We start from the raw sequence: 18,383 nt of genomic DNA, 5'->3' as shown, positions 1-18,383 counted from the left end.
CGCGCACCCGGCGCCCGCGACCGGCTGGGTCCGCCCGCCCGCCGGGGTCAACGGTTCGTCCGCCGCGGCCACGGCGCCCACCGCCCCCGTACCGGCCCCGGGCCCCGCCCCGGACGCCCCCGCCCCCGACCGCTGGCGGCCCTGGCGCTTCCGCATGTCCAACGACGTGTGGGGCACGCCCGTCGTCTCCGGCGATCTGCTGTACGTGACGTCCTTCGAGGTCCACGCGCTGGACGTGGGCAACGGCCGGCGCCAGTTCAAGACCCGGGACGTGGCCTGGGCGATGGCCGTCGAGGGCGGCAGGATCCACGCGTCGGACGGCCCCTCGCTGTACGCGCTGGACGCCGCGACCGGCGCCGAGCAGTGGCGCCTGTCGACCGACGCCTGGGTGTACGCGCTCAAGGCCGACCGGGGCACGGTCCTGACCGCGACCCGGGGCGGCGGCGTACAGGGCTGGGAGGCGTCCAACGGCGAGAAGCTGTGGGAAGTCACCGGCGCGCAGACCGACTTCGAGACGGCGGAGGCCGGGCCGGTCATCCACGACGGCACGGTGTACGTCTGGCAGGACGCCCGGCTGCGCGCGCTGGACGCCCGTACGGGGCTGGAGCGCTGGTCGTACCCGATCGGCGACGCGGCCTCCTGCGGCGGCGTCCCGGTCCGGGTCACCCCGGCCTCCGACGGTTACGTATACATCGCGGCGGGCACCCGGGTGCTGGCGGTGGAGACCGGCTCCGGCCGGGTCCGCTGGCACTTCGAGGCCCCGGCGGTCTTCCTCTCCCCGCCCGCGTTCGCGCCGGGCCCGGCGGTGACGGGCGGCGGGGTGTACCTCGCGGACTACCTCGGCACGGTGTACGCGCTGGACGCGACGACCGGCAAGGACCGCTGGCGGATCGCCACGGAGGCCCGGTCCTCCATCGAACCGGTGCTGGTCGCGGTGGGCAACGTGCACGTCGGCAGCGGCAGTGCGCTGTACACCCTGGACGCGGTCACCGGCACCCCGAAGTGGCGCTTCGCGGCGGGCGGCGATGTGGTGGGCGCGCCGGTGGTGGCGGACGGCCGGGTCCACTTCGGCTCGGCGGACCATGTGCTGTACACCCTGGACGCGGCGGGCGGCCAGCTCCGCTGGAAGCTGGCGACGGGCGGCGAGATCACGGGGTCGCCGGTGGCGCAGGGGGGTGTGGTGTACGCGTGCAGCAAGGACCGGTGCGTGTACGCGCTGGACGCGCTGAAGGGCACGGGCACGGGGAATCGGGCCCGGACCTGAGCCGGTTGTTTTTGTCCTCAATCGCCGGACGGGCTCGAAAGATGTCCTCAATCGCCGGACGGGCTTGATTTTCCCGCCCGTCCGGCGACTTCCCCAGCCCGTTCCGGCGCACACCCAGCCCGTCCGGCGTTTGAGGACATCCTGAGCCCGTCCGGCGATTGAGGACGGAACCCTTGGCGGGGGCGGGCGTCAACCCTGCGGGGGCGGCGGAGGCGGATGGGGCGGGTGGACCGGGTCGCGGGGGTCGTCCTCCGGGTGCGGGGCGGCCCGCGGATACGACCGCGTACGGGGGTCACGGGGGTCGGGCCCCGTGTACGGGTCCACCTCCGGCTCCGGCCACGGCGACATCTGCACGGACATCCCCGGCTCCTGCGTAGGCGGCCACGTATCCACCTGATCCGCCGCCGGCACGGCGAACGGCTCCACCGGCTCCCGCTCCCGCCCCCGCACCGGACTCCGCTCCCGCCGACTCCGCCGCCCCCTCATCAGCAACGCCCCGATCAGCATCAGCACCCCGCCCGCCAGCGCGTTCGCCACCCCCACCTGCAAACCCTCCCCGTCCCCACCCACCACCAGCGACCCCGAGGCCTGCCCCTGGCGGACCATCCACAGGATCGTGAAGCCCAGCACCACCAGCCCCGCGAGGGCGACCACGAGCCGCGAGCGGAGCACCACGCCCACGATCACCAGCAGCGCCGCCGCCAGGAACGGCAGCAGGATCGAGACCAGCACCCCCGACTCCGTGGCGGTGATCCCCTCGAAGAGGTCCGCCACCCGGTAGTCGCGCCCGGCCCGCCCGCCGTACCAGTCGCGGAACGGGCTCAGCACGGCGGAGGCGGCCCCGGCCAGGGCGACGACGGAGCCGAGGACGTTGCGGATCATCGTCAGCCTCCAGGGGCGTACGCGAACGGCCCCCGTCACCGACGCTACGCCGGGACGATCACCCCCGCCACGCAGACCATGACCGGACCGTGACAGGGTCATGACCTGAACGGGGAGTCCCGCAGGGCATGCTGAGCGTCACAACGCACGCCACCGGCTCGACATACGGCAACGAAACTCAAAGGGGGGCTGCATCCATGATGCGGCGACAGATGAAGCTCGCGGCGGTCCTGGTCGTGGTGGTGCTCGCGCTCACCGGATTCTCGACCTCCAGCAGCGGCGGCAAGAGCGGCAAGAGCAAGAGCGGCAGTTCGAGCGGCGGTGGCTGCTCCAGCTCGAAGAAGAGCAACAACGGCTACCGCGACACGGACTACAACGACGACGACTACGACGACTCCTCGTCCTCCGGCTCGTCCGGCTCCTACGGAACCCCGACGCCCACCGCGTCCGACGCCCCCGCCGTCCGGGTGATCCGCTGCGCCGCGCCGGGCAAGGGCAAGCGCAAGGCGGTCACGGCGTCGCTGGTCGAGCTGCGGGCGAACGAGCCGGGCTCGCAGGCGTACGAGATCGACGTGCGGTTCGTCGACGCCCTCGGCCAGACCGTGGACACCGCCGAGACCACCACGAACCTCGACGGCGGCGAGGTGCGCACCCTCACCGTGCGGATGGAGAGCCCCGGCAAGGTGTCCCGGGTCAAGCGCTGCGAAGTGACCGCGGTGGCGCTCTGAGCGCGGCCGCTTCCCGCACGCGCCGGGGCGGGCCTCCAAGGATCACCGTATCCACGGGCGCCCGCCCCCACCCCGCCCCCCGAACAGCTCCGCCTGTCGCTCCGGGGGCAGGTTGCCGAGGGCGATCAGCGCCGGGGCCTGGGCCATCGCCTGGGTCCTGGCCGCCTCCTTCGCGGACCACACCGCCCGGACCGTGCCCTGGACGGCGTCCGTGGGGTAGCCGGCGATCACGGCCGCCGACCGCAGCGCCGCCGCCACCGCGCCGCCCGGCTCCGTCACCTCACTGACCAGCCCGACCGCGTACGCCCGCTCGGCGCTCACCCGTTCCGCCGTGCCCATCAGGGACATCCGGGCGACTTCTCCGTACGGCATCCGCTGGGCCATCGCGATCGCCTCGTACGCCGAGACCATCCCGTACGTCGTGTGCGGGTCGAAGAACGTCGCCTCCCGGGACGCGACGACGAACTCCGCTTCGCCCAGCAGGTAGAACGCGCCGCCGCAGGCCATCCCCTCCACCGCCGCGATCACCGGCTTCCACAGGTCGTTCGCCTTGGGCCCGATGCGCAGGAGCGGGTCGTCGACGGCGTACGGGGAGGGGGGCTGCGGGACGTCGACCCCCCGGTCGATCCCGGTACAGAAGGCGCGTGTTCCGGCCCCGGTGAGGACGGCGGCCCGGACGCTCTCGTCGTACCGCAACTCCTGCCACAGCGCGGCGAGTTCCGCGGCGGTCTCCAGGTCGATCGCGTTGAGCTTCGCCGGCCGGTCGAGGGTGACGAGCGCGACCCCGGCCGCGGCCTCCCGCTCGATGCGCAGCGCCACCGCTCACCGCTCCAGGAGCCAGCGGACGAGGGTGACCGAGCCGTCGGGCCCCGCCGGGCAGAACGCGGCCCGCACCGGACCCCCGATCCGCAGCCGCGCCGGGTCGACGGAGTTCAGCGGCGCGTCGGGGGAGGCGACGACGTTCCCGGCAAGACGGATCTGCGGGGCGTCCGCGAGCTCGACCAACACCGCGTTGTACGGGGCCTGTTCGGCGTACGCGGGGAGGAGTGGCGGGTGCGGCACGACGTACGACCAGAGCCGCCCGCGCCCGCTCATCAGCCGCCACTCGCTGGCGAAGGACCCGCAGTGCGGGCAGCAGGGGCGGGGTGGGAAGCGGAGTTCGCCGCAGACGGGGGAGGCGCAGGCCTGGACGCGGAGTTCGCCCCGGGCGGCGTACGCCCAGAAGGGGGCGCCGTCCTCGTCGACGACGGGCAGCAGTAGTGCGTCGGAATCGGACATGCTCATGGGATTGCCTCAACTCCTCAGCAGGACAGCGGATGTCGGCACGCCCTCACCGGCGGTGACCAGGCAGGTGGTGGCGTCCGGCACCTGGGCGGTGGAGGTGCCGCGCAGTTGCTTGACGCCCTCGGTGATGAGGTTGAAGCCGTGGACGTACGCCTCGCTCAGCCCGCCCCCGCCGGTGTTGACCGGCAGTCGTCCGCCGCTCTCCAGCGCCCCGCCCTCGGTGAACGCGCCGCCCTCGCCGCGCGCGCAGAAGCCGTAGCCCTCCAGGGAGAGCGGGACGAGCGGGGTGAACGCGTCGTAGATCTGGGCCACATGGACGTCGTCCGGTCCGAAGTCGGCCTGTTTCCACAGCTGTCGGGCGGCCGTCCAGGCGGGTCCGGTGAGCGGGTCGTCGTTCCAGTAGTTGACCATTCCGTGGTGCTGGGCGGGCAGCCCCTGGGCGACGGAGTGGAGGTAGACGGGCTTCTGCCGGCAGTCGCGGGCGCGCTCGGCGGAGACGATGACGCAGGCCAACGCCCCGTCTGTCTCCAGGCAGTTGTCGAAGAGGCAGAGGGGTTCGCTGATCCAGCGGGAGGTCATGTACATCTCGCGGGTCAGCGGGCGGTCGTACATGATCGCGTCCGGGTTCTGGTTGGCCCGGTTGCGGCAGGCGAGGGCGACGTTGAAGAGGTGGTCGCGGGTGGCCCCGTACTCGTGCATGTAGCGCCGGGCGAGCATGCCGATCTCGTCGGCGGGCCGGAGGAGCCCGTAGGGTCGGGTCCACTGGGCGGGGGTGGGCAGTTGCACGGCGGTGTTCTTCCACGGCCGGGGCCCGGATCCGCGCTTCCGGGACCGCCAGGCGACCCCGACGCTCGCCTGCCCGGTGGCGATGGCGGCGGCGAGATGGCCGAGGGTGGCGCAGGAACCGCCCCCGCCGTACCCCACCTTGCTGAAGAAGGTGACATCCCCGGCCCCGATCGCCTTGGCGACCTCGACCTCGTCGGTCTCCTCCATGGTGTACGAGGCGAAGCCGTCGACCTCCGAGGGGGCGATGCCCGCGTCGTCGAGGGCGGCGAGGATCGCCCGGCAGGCGAGGGTCTTCTCGGACTCCGGGAGTCGTTTCGCGAACGCTGTCTGACCTATCCCGGCTATCGCCGTCGCGTCCTTGAGCGTCGCCATCCGCTGACCTCCCGCACCGTCGCCCCTGCTGACAGCGGCAGAGGCTACCGCTAATCTGACGGATAGTCAGCTAGTGCGGCGGCGGAAGGCGGGCGCGTGATGCGGGGCGACGAGGAGTGGGGCAGCATCCCGGGGCTGGTGCGGGCGGCGGCGGAGCGGTACGGCCCGACCGAGGCGGTGGCCGACGGCCGCACGAGGCTGACGTACGCCGAACTCGGCGCGCGGGTGGAGCGGGCGGCGGCCGCGTGCATGGCGGCCGGGGTGGAGCCGGGGGACCGGGTGGCGATCTGGGCCCCGAACACCACGGACTGGATCGTCTCGGCGCTCGGCGCGGTGAGTGCGGGCGCGGTGCTGGTCCCGCTGAACACCCGCTTCAAGGGCACGGAGGCGGCGTACATCCTGCGGCGCAGCCGGGCGAGGCTGCTGTTCGTCACGGGCACGTTCCTGGGCACGTCGTACGTGGCGTCGCTGCGCCGGGCGGAGGTGAAACTGCCGGACCTGGAACGGGTGGTGGTGCTGGCGGACACGGCGCCGGAGGACTACACGAGCTGGCCGGAGTTCCTGGCGGCGGGGAGGAGGGTGGAGTCCCCCGCCGTACGGGACCGAGCGGCCGCGATCGCCCCGTCGTCCCCCTCCGACATCATCTACACCTCGGGCACGACGGGCGCGCCCAAGGGTGCGGTGATCACCCATGCCCAGACGCTGCGCGCGTACGAGATCTGGAGCGACCTGGCGGGCCTGCGCGAGGGCGACCGCTACCTCATCGTGAACCCGTTCTTCCACACCTTCGGCTACAAGGCGGGGATCATCGCCTGTCTGATGCGGGGGGCCACGATGGTGCCGCAGCCGGTGTTCAACGTGGACACGGTGCTGGCGAACATCGCGGCGGAACGCATCTCGGTCCTGCCCGGCCCGCCGACCCTCCACCAGTCCCTGCTGGACCACCCGGCCCGCGAGGCGCACGACCTGTCGGCCCTGCGCCTGGTGGTGACGGGCGCGGCGGTGGTCCCCCTCCAACTGGTGGAACGCCTGCGCAACGAGTTGGGCATCGCGACGGTCCTCACGGCGTACGGCCTCTCCGAGGCGAGCGGCATCGTCACGATGTGCCGCCGGGGCGACGCGCCGGAGGTCGTGGCGACGACGTCGGGCCGCGCGATCCCCGGCACGGAGATCCGTGTCCTGGCGGAACCGGGTGCTCCGGGCGAGGTCCAGGTCCGCGGCTTCAACGTCATGACCGGCTACTACGAGGACCCGGACACGACGGCCGCCACGATGACCGAGGACGGCTGGCTCCGCACCGGCGACGTGGGCGTCCTGGACCCGGCGGGCAACCTGAGGATCACGGACCGGATGAAGGACATGTTCATCGTGGGCGGCTTCAACGCGTACCCGGCCGAGATAGAACAGCTCCTCGGCCTCCACCCGGACGTGGCGGACGTCGCGGTCATCGGCGTCCCGGACCCCCGCCTCGGCGAGGTCGGCAAGGCCTACGCGGTCCGCCGCCGGGGCGCGACGCTCACCGCGGACGACCTGATCGCCTGGTCCCGCCGCGAAATGGCGAACTTCAAGGTCCCGAGGACGGTGGAGTTCGTCCCGGAACTCCCGCGCAACGCGAGCGGCAAGGTGGTGAAGGGGGAGCTGCGGGGATCACCGGATGGGAGGAAATGAGTGGGGTCGGCGGGTTCCCGGCGGCATCGTCGTGCGTATGGCAACCAAGAAGTACACCGTCACCCTGCCGGAGAAGCTGGCGGAGGAGATCCTGGCCGAGGTCGGCCCCGGCGGGTTGAGCGCGTACGTCACTCGGGTCGTCGAGCGCCGACGCGAGCAGGACCGGCTGGGGGAGCTGGTGGCATGGATGGAGAAGGAGTACGGCCCGCCCACGGAGGAGGAGCAGGCGGCGTCCGCCGCCGAGTTGCGTGACATCGAGCGGTGGTTCGAGGAGCGGGGCCTGTAGGTGCCGTCCCCGGACACGCGAGAGGGGCCCGAGCGTTTCCCCCGTCTCGGGCCCCTCACACATTCCCCCGTACCGCGACCGCGGCGGCTCCCCCTCGGCGCTGCCGTGATCGCTTCCCCCGTGTCCCCGTCGGGGAGGTCTAGTTGGCGGGCTCGCTCGTCGCGTGGGCGTCGGTGGGCTTCGCCACCGGCTTGGACGTGGCGTGGGCGTCCTGCGGCTTCAGGGGGCCGCCGGTCGCGTGCGCGTCCTGGGTGGTGATCTCCTCGCCGGTGGCGTGGGCGTCCTGCGGCTTCAGGTCGTTCTTGTTGGCGGCCATCTGGCTCAACTCCTGATCGTGGTGGCGTGATGATCGGGCGGGGACCGCCCGGCTGTTCCCCCGTGGACTGCCGGGCGGGCCCTCCAGGGCCGTTCACCTTAGTGGTGGGCCGCTGAGCCGACCCGTCTGCCCCCCGACGCGACGGATCGATGACTAAAGGGTGCAGTGTGGCGATAAACGATTGATGAACGCCCCTGCGGCGTCAGCTCACGCCTGCCGGGTCCAGGAGTTGACGCACTGCTTCCGCTTCCGGCGACCCCAACTCCTCGAAGACGGTCAGAGCCTCGCCCCAGCACACCTGGGCCCGGTCGGTCTGTCCTATCACCGCGAGGGCCTGACCGAGCACGGTCAGGATATTGGCACGCCGCCAGTCCCCGCCGATGCCGCGCAGCACGGCCAGGGACTGTTCGGCGTGGGCGGCCGCCAGGGCCCCCTCCTGTTCGGCCAGGTGAAGCTCGGACAGGCGGAAGAGCGTCATCCCGTGCCACAGCTGCTGCCGGCTCTCACGGAATATCTGCAGAGCCTCCAGCAGCACGTACCGGGCGTGGTCCGTCCGGCCGCTGCCGATCAGCGCCAGCCCGAGAGCGTACTTGCCGTTGGCCAGCCGGAGCGCCAGCCCCGAGGCGTCGTCCTCGTAGATGGCGACGCCTTCCTCGGCCAGCTGGACGGCGGTGGTGGTCCGGCCGGTCGCGAGGTGCACCCGCGAGAGATTGCACAGGGCGGCGGCCTCACCGGGCTTGTTGCCGTCGGCCCGGAAAGCGGTCATGGCCTGGGTCAGATGGGCTTCGGCGTCGTCGTGCCGGTTCTCGTAGAGGGCGATGATGCCTCGCTGATTGGGCGCCTGCCCCTGCGACACCGCGTCCTGCGCCAGCCGCCCCAGGTCCAGTGCCCGGATCGCCTCGGTCTCGGCCTCGGCGAACCGTCCCGAGACGCTGTGCACATGCGACAGCATCGTCCGAGCCCTTGCCTCGGCCCGGGGCACCGCCGCCGTCTCCGCCGCCTCGCTGACCGCCTTCGCCGCCGTGGCGAACTGATGGGAGTTCGCGCCCGATTCGCCCAGGTCGACCACGGCCATGAGCAGATCGGCGGCCCGTTGCGGCATACCGATGGCCGCCGACTGGCGTGCGCAGGCCAGCAGCCCGCTCGACTCGGTGAACAGCCAGTCCAGCGCGGCCTCCCGCGCCGGGAAGGTGAGGCCCGGGTACTCGGTGGGCGTGAAGTGGTCGAGTACACGCTCCCCCGGCCGCTCCAGCGCATAAACCCCCGCCGCCGTAGCCAGATAGAAGTCCAGCAGCCGCGACAGCGCCGACTCCCGCTCCGTCGCCCCCTCGTCCCGTTCCGCGCACGCTCGCGCGTAGAGGCGCACCAGGTCGTGGTAGCGGTAGCGGCCCGGGGCGGCGGACTCGACCAGGCTCGTGTCGACCAGGGCCTCCAGGAGGTCCTCCGCCGCGTGCGGGTGCAGGTCCAGGAGGGCGGCCGCCGCGGCCAGGGAGATGTCCGGGCCGTCCGCCAGGCCCAGGAGGCGGAAGGCTCGGGCCTGGGCCGGTTCCAGTTGGCCGTAGCCGAGTTCGAACGTGGCCTTCACCGCGAGGTCCCCCGCCTGGAGCTCGTCCAGCCGGCGCCGCTCGTCCGCGAGCTTCGCCGCGAGGACCGACACCGTCCACGTGCGGCGCGCCGCCAGGCGGGAGGCGGCGATGCGGATCGCCAGGGGCAGGAAGCCGCACGCGGCCACCACGTCGAGGGCCGCATCGCGCTCCGCGCCCACCCGCTCCGCGCCGACGATCCGGGTGAAGAGAGCCAGCGCCTCCTCCGGTGACATCACGTCCAGGTCCACCAGATGCGCCCCGGCCAGGTCCACCATCCGCACCCGGCTCGTCACCAGCGCCGCGCACCCCGGCGTACCGGGCAGCAACGGGCGGATCTGCGCCGCGTCATGCGCGTTGTCCAGGAGGATCAGGATCCGGCGGCCGTCCAGCGTCGAGCGGTACAGCGCGGCCCGCTCGTCCAGCGTGTCCGGGATCGCCGAGTCCGCCGTGCCGAGCGCGCGCAGGAACGAGCCGAGGACCGTCTCCGGCTCCGCCACCCGCGCCCCCGCGCCCTGGAGGTCGACGTACAGCTGTCCGTCCGGGAAGTGCCTGCGGGCCTGGTGCGCCACGTGCACCGCCAGGGTGGTCTTGCCGACCCCGCCGATCCCGGCCACGGCCGAGACCGCCATGACCGAGCCCTCCGCCGTGGCCAGCCGGCTGCCCAGCTCCGACACGAACGCGGAGCGGCCGGTGAAGTCGGGCACGGTGGCGGGCAGCTGCGCCGGCTTCAACGGCGCCGGCGTCGGCGCCGGTTCGTCCGCCGGGCGGGCCAGCTCCTCGTCCGCGCGCAGGATCCGCTGCTGGAGCTGGGCCAGTTCGGGGCGCGGGTCGACCCCCAGCTCCTCGGCGAGGAGACGGCGCGTGTCCGCGTACACGGCCAGCGCCTCCGCCTGCCGCCCGCTCCGGTACAGCGCCACCATCAGCAGCTCGCGCAGCCGCTCCCGCAGCGGGTGCGCCGCCGTGAGCGCGGTCAGCTCGGAGACCGCCTCCGCGTGGCAGCCGACCTCCAGGTCCAGGTCGAGCCGCGTCTCGGTGAGCTGGAGCCGCCACTCCTCCAGCCGGGTCCGCTGGTTGTCCGCGTACGGACCGGGCACGGAGGCCAGCGCCTCGCCGTCCCACAGGCCCAGCACCTTGTTGATCAGGGTGCGCGCCTGGCACCGGTCCCCGGCCGCCCGCGCCTTCTCCGCCTCGGCCGCCAGATCCTGGGCCAGGGTCAGGTCCAGCGCACCCCGGTCGATCCGGATCGCGTACCCGCCCGACTCGCTCACCAGCGTGTCCTGGCCCAGGATCTTGCGCAGCCGCGAGGCGTACGTCCGGATCGTCGCCAGCGCCTGCGAGGGCGGGTCCTCGCCCCAGAACGCGTCGATCAGCTCGCCCGCGGTGGCCGTCCGCCCCTCGCGCAGCAGCAGCGCGGTCAGCAGGGCACGCTGCTGGGGCGAGCCGGACGAGAGCAGCTCCGAGCCCCGCCAGGTCCGGACGGGGCCGAGCACGGTGAACCTGAGAGCGTCCGCCGTACCCGGTTTCTCCGGAGCACGCTGCTCCGGTACGCGCACGCGTGGCCCGCTGTCACGGTCCATTGATGCCCCCTGTCCTGCTCGCCTGCCGGACCCGCTCGTCTGCGGATCCTGCCGGTGGTGCCGCTCCCGAATGTCCCCCGTGCGCCGAAGTGCGATGTGCATCCGGATGGCGCGGTACCGCTGGTATCGCGCTCAACAGTCTGCCTTGTCTCGGGCGGACTCGTCAGCAGTGGGTGACGCTCTGCACAAGCCCTCGACAACGATTCGGGAACCACGCCCCGTCGCACGCTCCCCATCGCGCTACCCGCCGTGTCCCACGTCAATGCCCGCACGCAAGCTGACGGTTCGTCAGATCAGCGCTACCGTGGAACACATGGAGACCTTCCCGAAGATCATCTCGGTGGACGACCACACGGTGGAGCCCGCTCATGTCTGGCGGGACCGGCTCCCGTCCAGGTACGCCGACTCCGGCCCGCGTATCGTCCGCGCGCCCCTGAAGGAAATGACCTTCCTCGGGGGAAAGTTCGCGCCCGTCATGGGTGCCAAAGGCGACGACGGGCCGGTCGGCGACTGGTGGGTGTACGAGGATCTGCACCGGCCGCTCACCCGCCTGGACACCGCCGTCGGCTACGACAGGGACGAGATCAAGCTGGAGATCATCACCTACGAGCAGATGCGCCCCGGCTCCTTCTCGGTCCCCGACCGGCTCGCCGACATGGACGTCAACCACGTCCAGTCCGCGCTCTGTTTCCCGACCTTCCCGCGCTTCTGCGGGCAGACGTTCACCGAGGCCAAGAACCGCGAGCTGGGGCTCCTCGGCGTACGCGCGTACAACGACTGGATGGTGGAGGAGTGGTGCGGCCCCGAAGCGCACGGCCGCCTCATCCCGCTCACCCTCATCCCGCTGTGGGACGCCGAACTCGCCGCCGCCGAGGTACGGCGCAATGCCGCGCGGGGCGTGCGCGCCGTCGCGTTCTCCGAGATACCTCCCCATCTCGGGCTTCCGTCCATACATGCGGACGACTGGGATCCGCTCCTCGCGGCCTGCGACGAGACCGGCACCGTCATCGCCATGCACATCGGCTCCTCGTCGCGGATGCCGTCCACCTCCGCCGACGCCCCGCCCGCCGTCGGCTCCACCATCACCTTCGCCAACTGCTGCTTCTCGATGGTCGACTGGCTGATGAGCGGCAAGTTCGAACGCTTCCCCAACCTCAAGATCATGTACGCGGAGGGGCAGATCGGCTGGATCCCCTACATCCTGGAGCGCGCCGACGTGGTCTGGGAGGAGAACCGCGCCTGGGGCGGCGTCGCCGAGAAGGTCCACCGCCCGCCGTCCGAACTCTTCGCCGAGCACGTCTACGGCTGCTTCTTCGACGACGCCTTCGGGCTGAAGAACCTCGACGCGATCGGTGTCGGCAACGTCCTGTACGAGACGGACTACCCGCACTCCGACTCCACCTGGCCCCGCTCCCGCGAGGTCGGCGAGGAGCAGATGGGCCACCTCGCCCCGGACGTCGTCGACCGGATCGTCCGCGGCAACGCCATCGAACTGCTGGGGCTCACGGAGGACGGGCTCTGGGCGGGGCCGGGGGGCGGGGCGTAGGACGGCCCGGCGTACGGGGAGGGGCGAGGTTCGTTACCACACTTAGGCGTACGGGGTGGGGCCCCGCCCCACCCGGTACGGGCGGCCGCGTCAGACCTTCACCACCGGCTCCTGAAGCTCCGTCACCCACTGCTCCCGGTCCGGCGGGCACTCCAGGCTGACCTCCCGGGCGTACCCCGTGGAGCGGTAGCCGTTGGCCTCCAGCCAGCGGGCCAGGGTGTTGGCCGCCGGCAGTACGTCGTCCATCGCGCCCCGGTGCACGATCGTCGCCGCCTCGAACGGCGGCAGCTCCACCACCCGTACCCCCGTGTCCCCGACCGCGCCCACCGGGGCCGCCACGGTCACCCCGGCGTGCACGACGATCCCGCCGCCGGGCTCGTCCTCGTACCGGGCGATCCCGGGGCCGGTGGGCCGGACGCCCGTGCCCTCCAGGAGCGGGAAGAGCCGCTCGTACATCGGGCCGATCACCGGCCCGATGTCCTCGGGCTGATAACTCGCGGCCGTCCCCGTCAGCTCGGCCACCCGGACCGCCGGAACGGTCTTGATCACGACGTCGTCGGCAGGCATGCGCCCCTCGCTCTCGATCGACCGGAGCCTCGCCTCGACCCGGGCCAGCCGCTCCGAAGCGGCCGCCACCGCCTCCGCCAGCTCCGCCCGGCGCAGCCGCAGCATCCCGCGCAGCTCCTCCGGGCCCACCTGCTCGTCCAGGACCGCCCCCACCTGCTGGAGCGTGAAGCCGAGGTCCTTGAGCGCGATGATCCGGTTGAGCCGCGCGAGCTGGGCCGCGCCGTAGAGGCGGTAGCCGGTGGCGGGGTCGGTGCGGGCCGGGCGCAGCAGCCCGATGGCGTCGTAATGACGCAGCATCCGGGGCGACACCCGCCCGTACCTGGCGAAGTCTCCGATGGTGAACATGATGGCTCCACTGGACCCCTTCACACGGGGTCAAGGTCAAGCGCGGCGCGGGACCGGACCGTATACAGGCAGGAGCCCCGTTCCTCCGCCGAAGCGGGGGAGCGGGGCTCCTTGGGTACTGCTATGTGCGGCCGCGATCGACCGACCCGGGCAACTAGGCCGGGGTGACGTTCTCAGCCTGCGGACCCTTGGGTCCCTGAGTGACGTCGAAGTTCACGACCTGGTTCTCCTCGAGGGAGCGGAACCCGGACGCGTTGATCGCGGAGTAGTGAACGAAGACATCCGGGCCGCCGCCGTCCTGGGCGATGAAGCCGAAGCCCTTTTCAGCGTTGAACCACTTGACGGTTCCGGTAGCCATAAGCCCTCCTTGGGCCAAAGGGTTGCCCTGCTCCAGAACCTGCAAACAAGTCTGAAAACTACAAAAGCCTGCGGGTTACATGCTCCGCAGGCTCTGTACTGCAAGGGAAACCAAACTGCAACTTGCGGGCGAGCCTAGCACGCAGTCTCCGGCGAGCGGTAGAGGGAAAGATCACTTCACCCGAAGGTTTGATCGACGGTTTGAGCGACCCGCCGGGCGTGCGGCGAGAGGTCCGTGAAAGGGGGGTGCGCGGGCCCCGGTGGTGCCGGTGGCCGGATGCGGGTCTAGCCTCGCGATGTGGACAATTCAACCGTCTCCCCCCGCGAAGGCGACGACGACCGTCGCAGCCGGCCCCGCGTCGGCCACATCCAGTTCCTGAACTGCCTGCCCCTCTACTGGGGCCTGGCGCGGACGGGAACCCTGCTCGACCTGGAGCTCTCCAAGGACACCCCGGAGCGGCTCAGCGAGCAGCTGATCGGGGGAGACCTGGACATCGGCCCGGTCACCCTCGTGGAGTACCTGCGCAACGCCGACGATCTGGTGGCCTTCCCCGACATCGCGGTCGGCTGCGACGGGCCCGTCATGTCCTGCGTGATCGTCTCCCAGCTCCCGCTGGAGCAGCTCGACCGGGCCCGGGTGGCGCTCGGCTCGACCTCCCGCACCTCGGTGCGGCTGGCCCAGCTGCTGCTGGCCGAACGGTACGGCGTCCGGCCCGACTACTACACCTGCCCGCCCGATCTGGGCCTGATGATGCAGGAAGCGGACGCCGCCGTGCTGATCGGCGACGCCGCGCTGCGCGCCAACCTCCACGACGCCCCCCGGCTCGGGCTCCAGGTCCACGACCTGGGCCAGATGTGGAAGGAGTGGACGGGGCTGCCGTTCGTCTTCGCCGTCTGGGCGGCCCGCAAGGACTTCCTCGCCGCGCACCCCGAGACGGCCGCCAAGGTCCACGAGGCATTCCTGGCCTCCCGGGACCTCTCCCTGGAGGAGGTCACCAAGGTCGCGGAGCAGGCGGCCCGCTGGGAGGCTTTCGACGCGGCGGTGCTGGAGCAGTACTTCACGACGCTCGACTTCCGCTTCGGCCCGGACCAGCTGGCCGGCGTCCGCGAGTTCGCCCGCCGCACGGGCGCGGACACCGGCTACCCGGCGGACGTCCGGGTGGAGCTGCTCGGCGTCTGAAGCCGGTGGCCCACCCGGGAAAGGGGAATTCCCTTTCCCCTTCGCGGAGAGGTCTGCCGGATAGGCGTACGGGGCAGTGAATGGTGGGCTGCGGAACAACACATTCGCGCCTTTCCCCGGGGCGAAAAGATCCCCTCCTGACCGGAGAAGGGGGAATGGTCCGGCCGTTTCCCGGTGACCGCGCCGGTGGCGCCCCCTAGGCTTCGGTCCGGGTCCGGACCGGCCAACAGGGATTACCGTCCACGGTTTCACCGTCCGCAGGCATCACAGGGTTCACAGGGGGAGTCCATATGCAGCCGCTGGAAGCGGGCGAACCGCACACCATCGGTGCCTACCGGCTGCTCGGCAGGCTCGGCGCGGGCGGTATGGGCCGGGTCTATCTCGGCCGCAGCGCGGGCGGACGTACGGTCGCGGTCAAGGTGGTCCACCCCCACTTCGCCCTCGACGAGCAGTTCCGGGCCCGGTTCCGGCGCGAGGTGGAGTCCGCCCGGCGGATCGGCGCCCAGTGGACGGCCCCGGTCCTGGACGCCGATCCGGACGCCCCGGTGCCGTGGGTGGCCACCGGTTACGTCGCAGGTCCCCCGCTCTCCCAGGCGATCACCGAGCACGGACCGCTGCCCGAGCACGCGGTACGCACCCTGGGCGCGGGCCTCGCCGAGGCGCTCGCCGTCGTCCACGGGCAGGGCATCGTCCACCGCGATGTGAAGCCCTCCAACGTGCTGCTCGCCCTCGACGGCCCCCGCCTCATCGATTTCGGCATCGCCCGGGCCCTCGGCGCGACCGTCTCGCTCACCTCCACCGGGGTCTCCGTCGGCTCGCCCGGCTACATGGCGCCCGAGCAGATCCGGGGCCGGGACGTCTCCGGCGCGGCCGACGTCTTCTCGCTGGGCGCGGTCCTCGCGTACGCGGCGACGGGCGCCGCCCCCTTCCCCGGCGACTCCTCCGCCGTCCTCCTCTACAAGGTGGTCCACGAGGAACCCGAACTGGGCGATCTGGAGGGCGAGCTGCGCGAGGTGGTCGCGGGCTGCCTCGCCAAGGACCCGGCGGACCGGCCCGCCCCGGCCGACCTCGCCCGGGCGCTCGCTCCCGGCGGGGCGGCGGCGATGGTGGCGGGCGGCTGGCTGCCGGGCCGGCTGGTGCGCGAGGTGAGCCGGTCGGCGGTGGCGCTGCTGGACCTGGAACCGCAGGACGCGCCCGTGCAGTCGGGGCCCGTGCCGTTCAGCAGCGCGTCACTGGGGGCGGGGATGGGGCCGGGCACGGGGCCGGGGCCCGGCCCCAGGCCCCGGCCGGGGGAGGCCGCCCAGGGCCGGGCCGGCGAATTCGGTCCGCCCGTCCCGAACCCGCAGGAAGCGGCGTACGGCACACCGCGTCCACGGGAAGCCTCACAGGAAGCGCCGAACCGGACACCCCATCCGGCGGAAGCCCTGCGGGAAGCGCCCCAGGAGACCCCCCAGGAAGCGCCGCAGGACGTGCCGTTCCGGGCGCCGCACCCCCAGGACGACGCGTACGGGACGCCGCATCCGCAGGACGATCAGGACGACTACGGGACGCCGCCCCCTCCTCCGCCCCCGCTGCCTCCGCGCGCCAGGTCCGCCCCCACCGGACCCCCGCTCCCGGCGCACGCCGGGACCTACCGCCAGGGCGGCGACGGCACGCACGGCACCCACGGCACGAGCGGCCTGCCGGGGCAGCGCGGCGGCGACCCCCGCCTCTCCCTCACCGTCAGCGCCGAGAACCGGCAGACCTCCGGCGAGCGCCGCGGCCGCCGGGTCAGCTGCACTGTCGCCCTGGCCGTGGCGGGCGCGCTCGCCGCCGTCACGATCGGTACGGGCCTGCTCGACGGCCTCTTCCCGGGCGGCGACGCCGACCAGGGCAGCGACAGCGCGGCCAACCCGCCGGCCGCGACCGTCACCGCCTCCCCGCCCGCCTCCGGGAAGCCGACGCCCTCCGAGTCCGACGGCGACGCGAGCGAGGCCCCGGCGGCCGCCCTGCCGAAGGCGTACGTGGGCACGTGGAAGGGGCCGATCACGGAGAAGACGACCGGTGAGCCCCACGGCACGCTCACCGCCGTCTTCACCGACGGGAAGCGCGGCGAGCGGGTCGTCCGGATGAGCACGACCATCTCCCAGCTCGGCATCACCGTCACCTGCAACAGCGTCGGCACCCTCACCTCCGGCACCGCGAAGGAGCTGAACATCCGCGAGACCACCGACCCGGACCGCCCCAGCACCCCCGGCCTGTGCACCACCACCGAGGCCGACCTCGTCTTCCGGCTCGCCGACGACGGGACCCTCGACTACCGCTCGAAGGAACGCGGCGCCGGTCTCCCGTACGGGAAGCTCACCAGGTCCGGCGGCTGACGGCGCACCGGGCTGGCGTACGCTGGATCGGTCCGTGGATCGTCAGCAAAACCGCCGAAAGGTGACAGCCCGGTGACCGAGAAGGCCGACCTTCAGCCCGTCCTCGACCGAGCCGCCGAAGGCGGTCGGATCACCCCGGAGGAGGCGCTCGACCTCTACCGGTCCGCGCCGCTGCACGCGCTGGGCGCCGCCGCCGACGCCGTACGCCGCCGCCGCTACGCCGGTACGGAGCACATCGCGACGTACATCATCGAGCGCAACATCAACTACACCAACGTGTGCGTCACGGCCTGCAAGTTCTGCGCCTTCTACGCCCCGCCCAAGGCCACCGACAAGGGCTGGACCCGCGACCTCGACGACATCCTGCGCCGCTGCGCGGAGACCGTGGAGCTGGGCGGCACCCAGATCATGTTCCAGGGCGGCCACCACCCGGACTTCGGCGTGGAGTATTACGAGGAGCACTTCTCCGCGATCAAGAAGGCGTACCCGCAGCTGGTCATCCACTCGCTCGGCGCCTCCGAGATCGAGCACATGGCCCGGATCTCGAAGGTCTCCGCCGAGGAGGCCATCAGCCGCATCCACGCCGCCGGGCTCGACTCCTTCGCCGGCGCGGGCGCCGAGCTGCTGCCCGCCCGGCCGCGCACCGCCATCGCCCCGCTCAAGGAGTCCGGCGAGCGCTGGCTGGAGATCATGGAGATCGCGCACGGCCTCGGGGTCGAGTCGACCTCCACCATGCTGATGGGCACCGGCGAGACCAACGCCGAGCGGATCGAGCACCTGCGGATGATCCGGGACGTCCAGGACCGTACGGGCGGCTTCCGCGCCTTCATCCCGTACACCTACCAGCCGGAGAACAACAAGCTGAAGGGCCGCACGCAGGCCACGCTCTTCGAGTACCTGCGGATGATCGCCATCGCCCGGCTCTTCCTCGACAACGTGGCCCACATCCAGGGCTCCTGGCTGACCACCGGCAAGGAGGTCGGCCAGCTCTCCCTGCACTACGGCGCGGACGACCTCGGCTCGATCATGCTGGAGGAGAACGTCGTCTCCTCGGCCGGCGCCAAGCACCGCTCCAACCGGCTGGAGATCATCGACCTGATCCGCAAGGCGGACCGCGTCCCCGCCCAGCGCGCCACGACGTACGAACACCTCGTCGTGCACGACGACCCGGCCAACGACCCGGTCGACGAGCGCGTCGTCTCGCACATCTCGTCCACCGCGATCGAGGGCGGCACGGCCCACCCGGAGCTGAAGCTCCTCAACGCCAACTGACGTATCC

General features: G+C 72.2%; 16 protein-coding genes. 8 read left to right on the top strand and 8 right to left on the bottom strand.

Translation table 11 applies throughout. The annotated features are described in order from the left end of the window. Window positions 1-1,264, top strand: a 1,264-nt coding sequence (locus A3Q37_RS16945; RefSeq protein WP_176711433.1) for a PQQ-binding-like beta-propeller repeat protein, incomplete at its 5' end; no start/stop codon positions are given. Between the two features lie 189 nt (window positions 1,265-1,453). Here the strand turns inward: A3Q37_RS16945 and A3Q37_RS16940 are convergent. Beyond that, window positions 1,454-2,146, bottom strand: coding sequence for a hypothetical protein (locus A3Q37_RS16940; protein WP_065485218.1), 693 nt, complete (start codon window positions 2,144-2,146; stop codon window positions 1,454-1,456). Between the two features lie 197 nt (window positions 2,147-2,343). Here A3Q37_RS16940 and A3Q37_RS16935 point away from each other — a divergent pair, with 197 nt between their 5' ends. After that, complete coding sequence (locus A3Q37_RS16935) at window positions 2,344-2,874, top strand: hypothetical protein (protein WP_065485217.1); 531 nt, start codon at window positions 2,344-2,346, stop codon at window positions 2,872-2,874. Between the two features lie 42 nt (window positions 2,875-2,916). On the opposite strand, the gene A3Q37_RS16930 is transcribed toward A3Q37_RS16935, so the two are convergent. The 3 genes from A3Q37_RS16930 to A3Q37_RS16920 are packed head-to-tail and all read right to left on the bottom strand — an operon-like array spanning window position 2,917 to window position 5,316. Continuing rightward, complete coding sequence (locus tag A3Q37_RS16930) at window positions 2,917-3,693, bottom strand: enoyl-CoA hydratase/isomerase family protein (protein WP_065485215.1); 777 nt, start codon at window positions 3,691-3,693, stop codon at window positions 2,917-2,919. A 3-nt stretch (window positions 3,694-3,696) separates the two neighbouring features. Beyond that, window positions 3,697-4,152, bottom strand: a complete 456-nt coding sequence (locus tag A3Q37_RS16925; RefSeq protein ID WP_065485245.1) for a Zn-ribbon domain-containing OB-fold protein — start codon at window positions 4,150-4,152, stop codon at window positions 3,697-3,699. Window positions 4,153-4,167: 15 nt separating this feature from the next. Further along, complete coding sequence (locus A3Q37_RS16920; protein ID WP_065485213.1) at window positions 4,168-5,316, bottom strand: lipid-transfer protein; 1,149 nt, start codon at window positions 5,314-5,316, stop codon at window positions 4,168-4,170. A 99-nt stretch (window positions 5,317-5,415) separates the two neighbouring features. Between A3Q37_RS16920 and A3Q37_RS16915 the strand changes: the two genes are divergently transcribed. After that, a complete protein-coding gene (locus A3Q37_RS16915; protein ID WP_065485211.1) occupies window positions 5,416-6,984 on the top strand; it encodes a FadD3 family acyl-CoA ligase in 1,569 nt (522 codons plus the stop codon). Between the two features lie 37 nt (window positions 6,985-7,021). Continuing rightward, the gene (locus tag A3Q37_RS16910) at window positions 7,022-7,270 is read left to right on the top strand and encodes a hypothetical protein (protein ID WP_065485243.1); all 249 of its coding nucleotides are present in this window, start codon (window positions 7,022-7,024) and stop codon (window positions 7,268-7,270) included. Between the two features lie 139 nt (window positions 7,271-7,409). Here A3Q37_RS16910 and A3Q37_RS37255 read toward each other — a convergent pair whose 3' ends face one another. Then, window positions 7,410-7,595 carry a hypothetical protein gene (locus tag A3Q37_RS37255; protein ID WP_164202058.1) on the bottom strand — a complete coding sequence of 62 codons (186 nt, stop codon included), beginning with the start codon at window positions 7,593-7,595 and terminating at the stop codon, window positions 7,410-7,412. A 193-nt stretch (window positions 7,596-7,788) separates the two neighbouring features. Then, window positions 7,789-10,749: a BTAD domain-containing putative transcriptional regulator gene (locus A3Q37_RS16905; protein WP_065485209.1), complete on the bottom strand. Its 2,961-nt coding sequence runs from the start codon at window positions 10,747-10,749 to the stop codon at window positions 7,789-7,791. Between the two features lie 313 nt (window positions 10,750-11,062). Here A3Q37_RS16905 and A3Q37_RS16900 point away from each other — a divergent pair, with 313 nt between their 5' ends. Then, the gene (locus tag A3Q37_RS16900; protein WP_065485207.1) at window positions 11,063-12,295 is read left to right on the top strand and encodes an amidohydrolase family protein; all 1,233 of its coding nucleotides are present in this window, start codon (window positions 11,063-11,065) and stop codon (window positions 12,293-12,295) included. Window positions 12,296-12,385: 90 nt separating this feature from the next. On the opposite strand, the gene A3Q37_RS16895 is transcribed toward A3Q37_RS16900, so the two are convergent. Together A3Q37_RS16895 and A3Q37_RS16890 are read right to left on the bottom strand one after the other, a co-directional pair. After that, complete coding sequence (locus A3Q37_RS16895; protein WP_065485205.1) at window positions 12,386-13,207, bottom strand: MerR family transcriptional regulator; 822 nt, start codon at window positions 13,205-13,207, stop codon at window positions 12,386-12,388. 154 nt (window positions 13,208-13,361) lie between these two features. After that, the gene (locus A3Q37_RS16890; RefSeq protein WP_003967102.1) at window positions 13,362-13,565 is read right to left on the bottom strand and encodes a cold-shock protein; all 204 of its coding nucleotides are present in this window, start codon (window positions 13,563-13,565) and stop codon (window positions 13,362-13,364) included. 297 nt (window positions 13,566-13,862) lie between these two features. Between A3Q37_RS16890 and A3Q37_RS16885 the strand changes: the two genes are divergently transcribed. From A3Q37_RS16885 to mqnC, 3 genes are all read left to right on the top strand, one after another. Then, window positions 13,863-14,744: a menaquinone biosynthetic enzyme MqnA/MqnD family protein gene (locus A3Q37_RS16885; RefSeq protein ID WP_065485203.1), complete on the top strand. Its 882-nt coding sequence runs from the start codon at window positions 13,863-13,865 to the stop codon at window positions 14,742-14,744. A 290-nt stretch (window positions 14,745-15,034) separates the two neighbouring features. Next, window positions 15,035-17,104, top strand: a complete 2,070-nt coding sequence (locus tag A3Q37_RS16880; protein WP_065485201.1) for a serine/threonine-protein kinase — start codon at window positions 15,035-15,037, stop codon at window positions 17,102-17,104. A gap of 72 nt (window positions 17,105-17,176) precedes the next feature. After that, a complete protein-coding gene (gene mqnC, locus A3Q37_RS16875) occupies window positions 17,177-18,376 on the top strand; it encodes a cyclic dehypoxanthinyl futalosine synthase (protein WP_010060965.1) in 1,200 nt (399 codons plus the stop codon). Window positions 18,377-18,383 lie beyond the last annotated feature (7 nt).

The sequence above is a fragment of the Streptomyces sp. PTY087I2 genome (assembly GCF_001687325.1).
GTDB lineage: Bacteria > Actinomycetota > Actinomycetes > Streptomycetales > Streptomycetaceae > Streptomyces.
The sequence above is the reverse complement of the archived record's forward strand: the minus strand, read 5'-3'. Positions and strand labels throughout refer to the sequence as shown.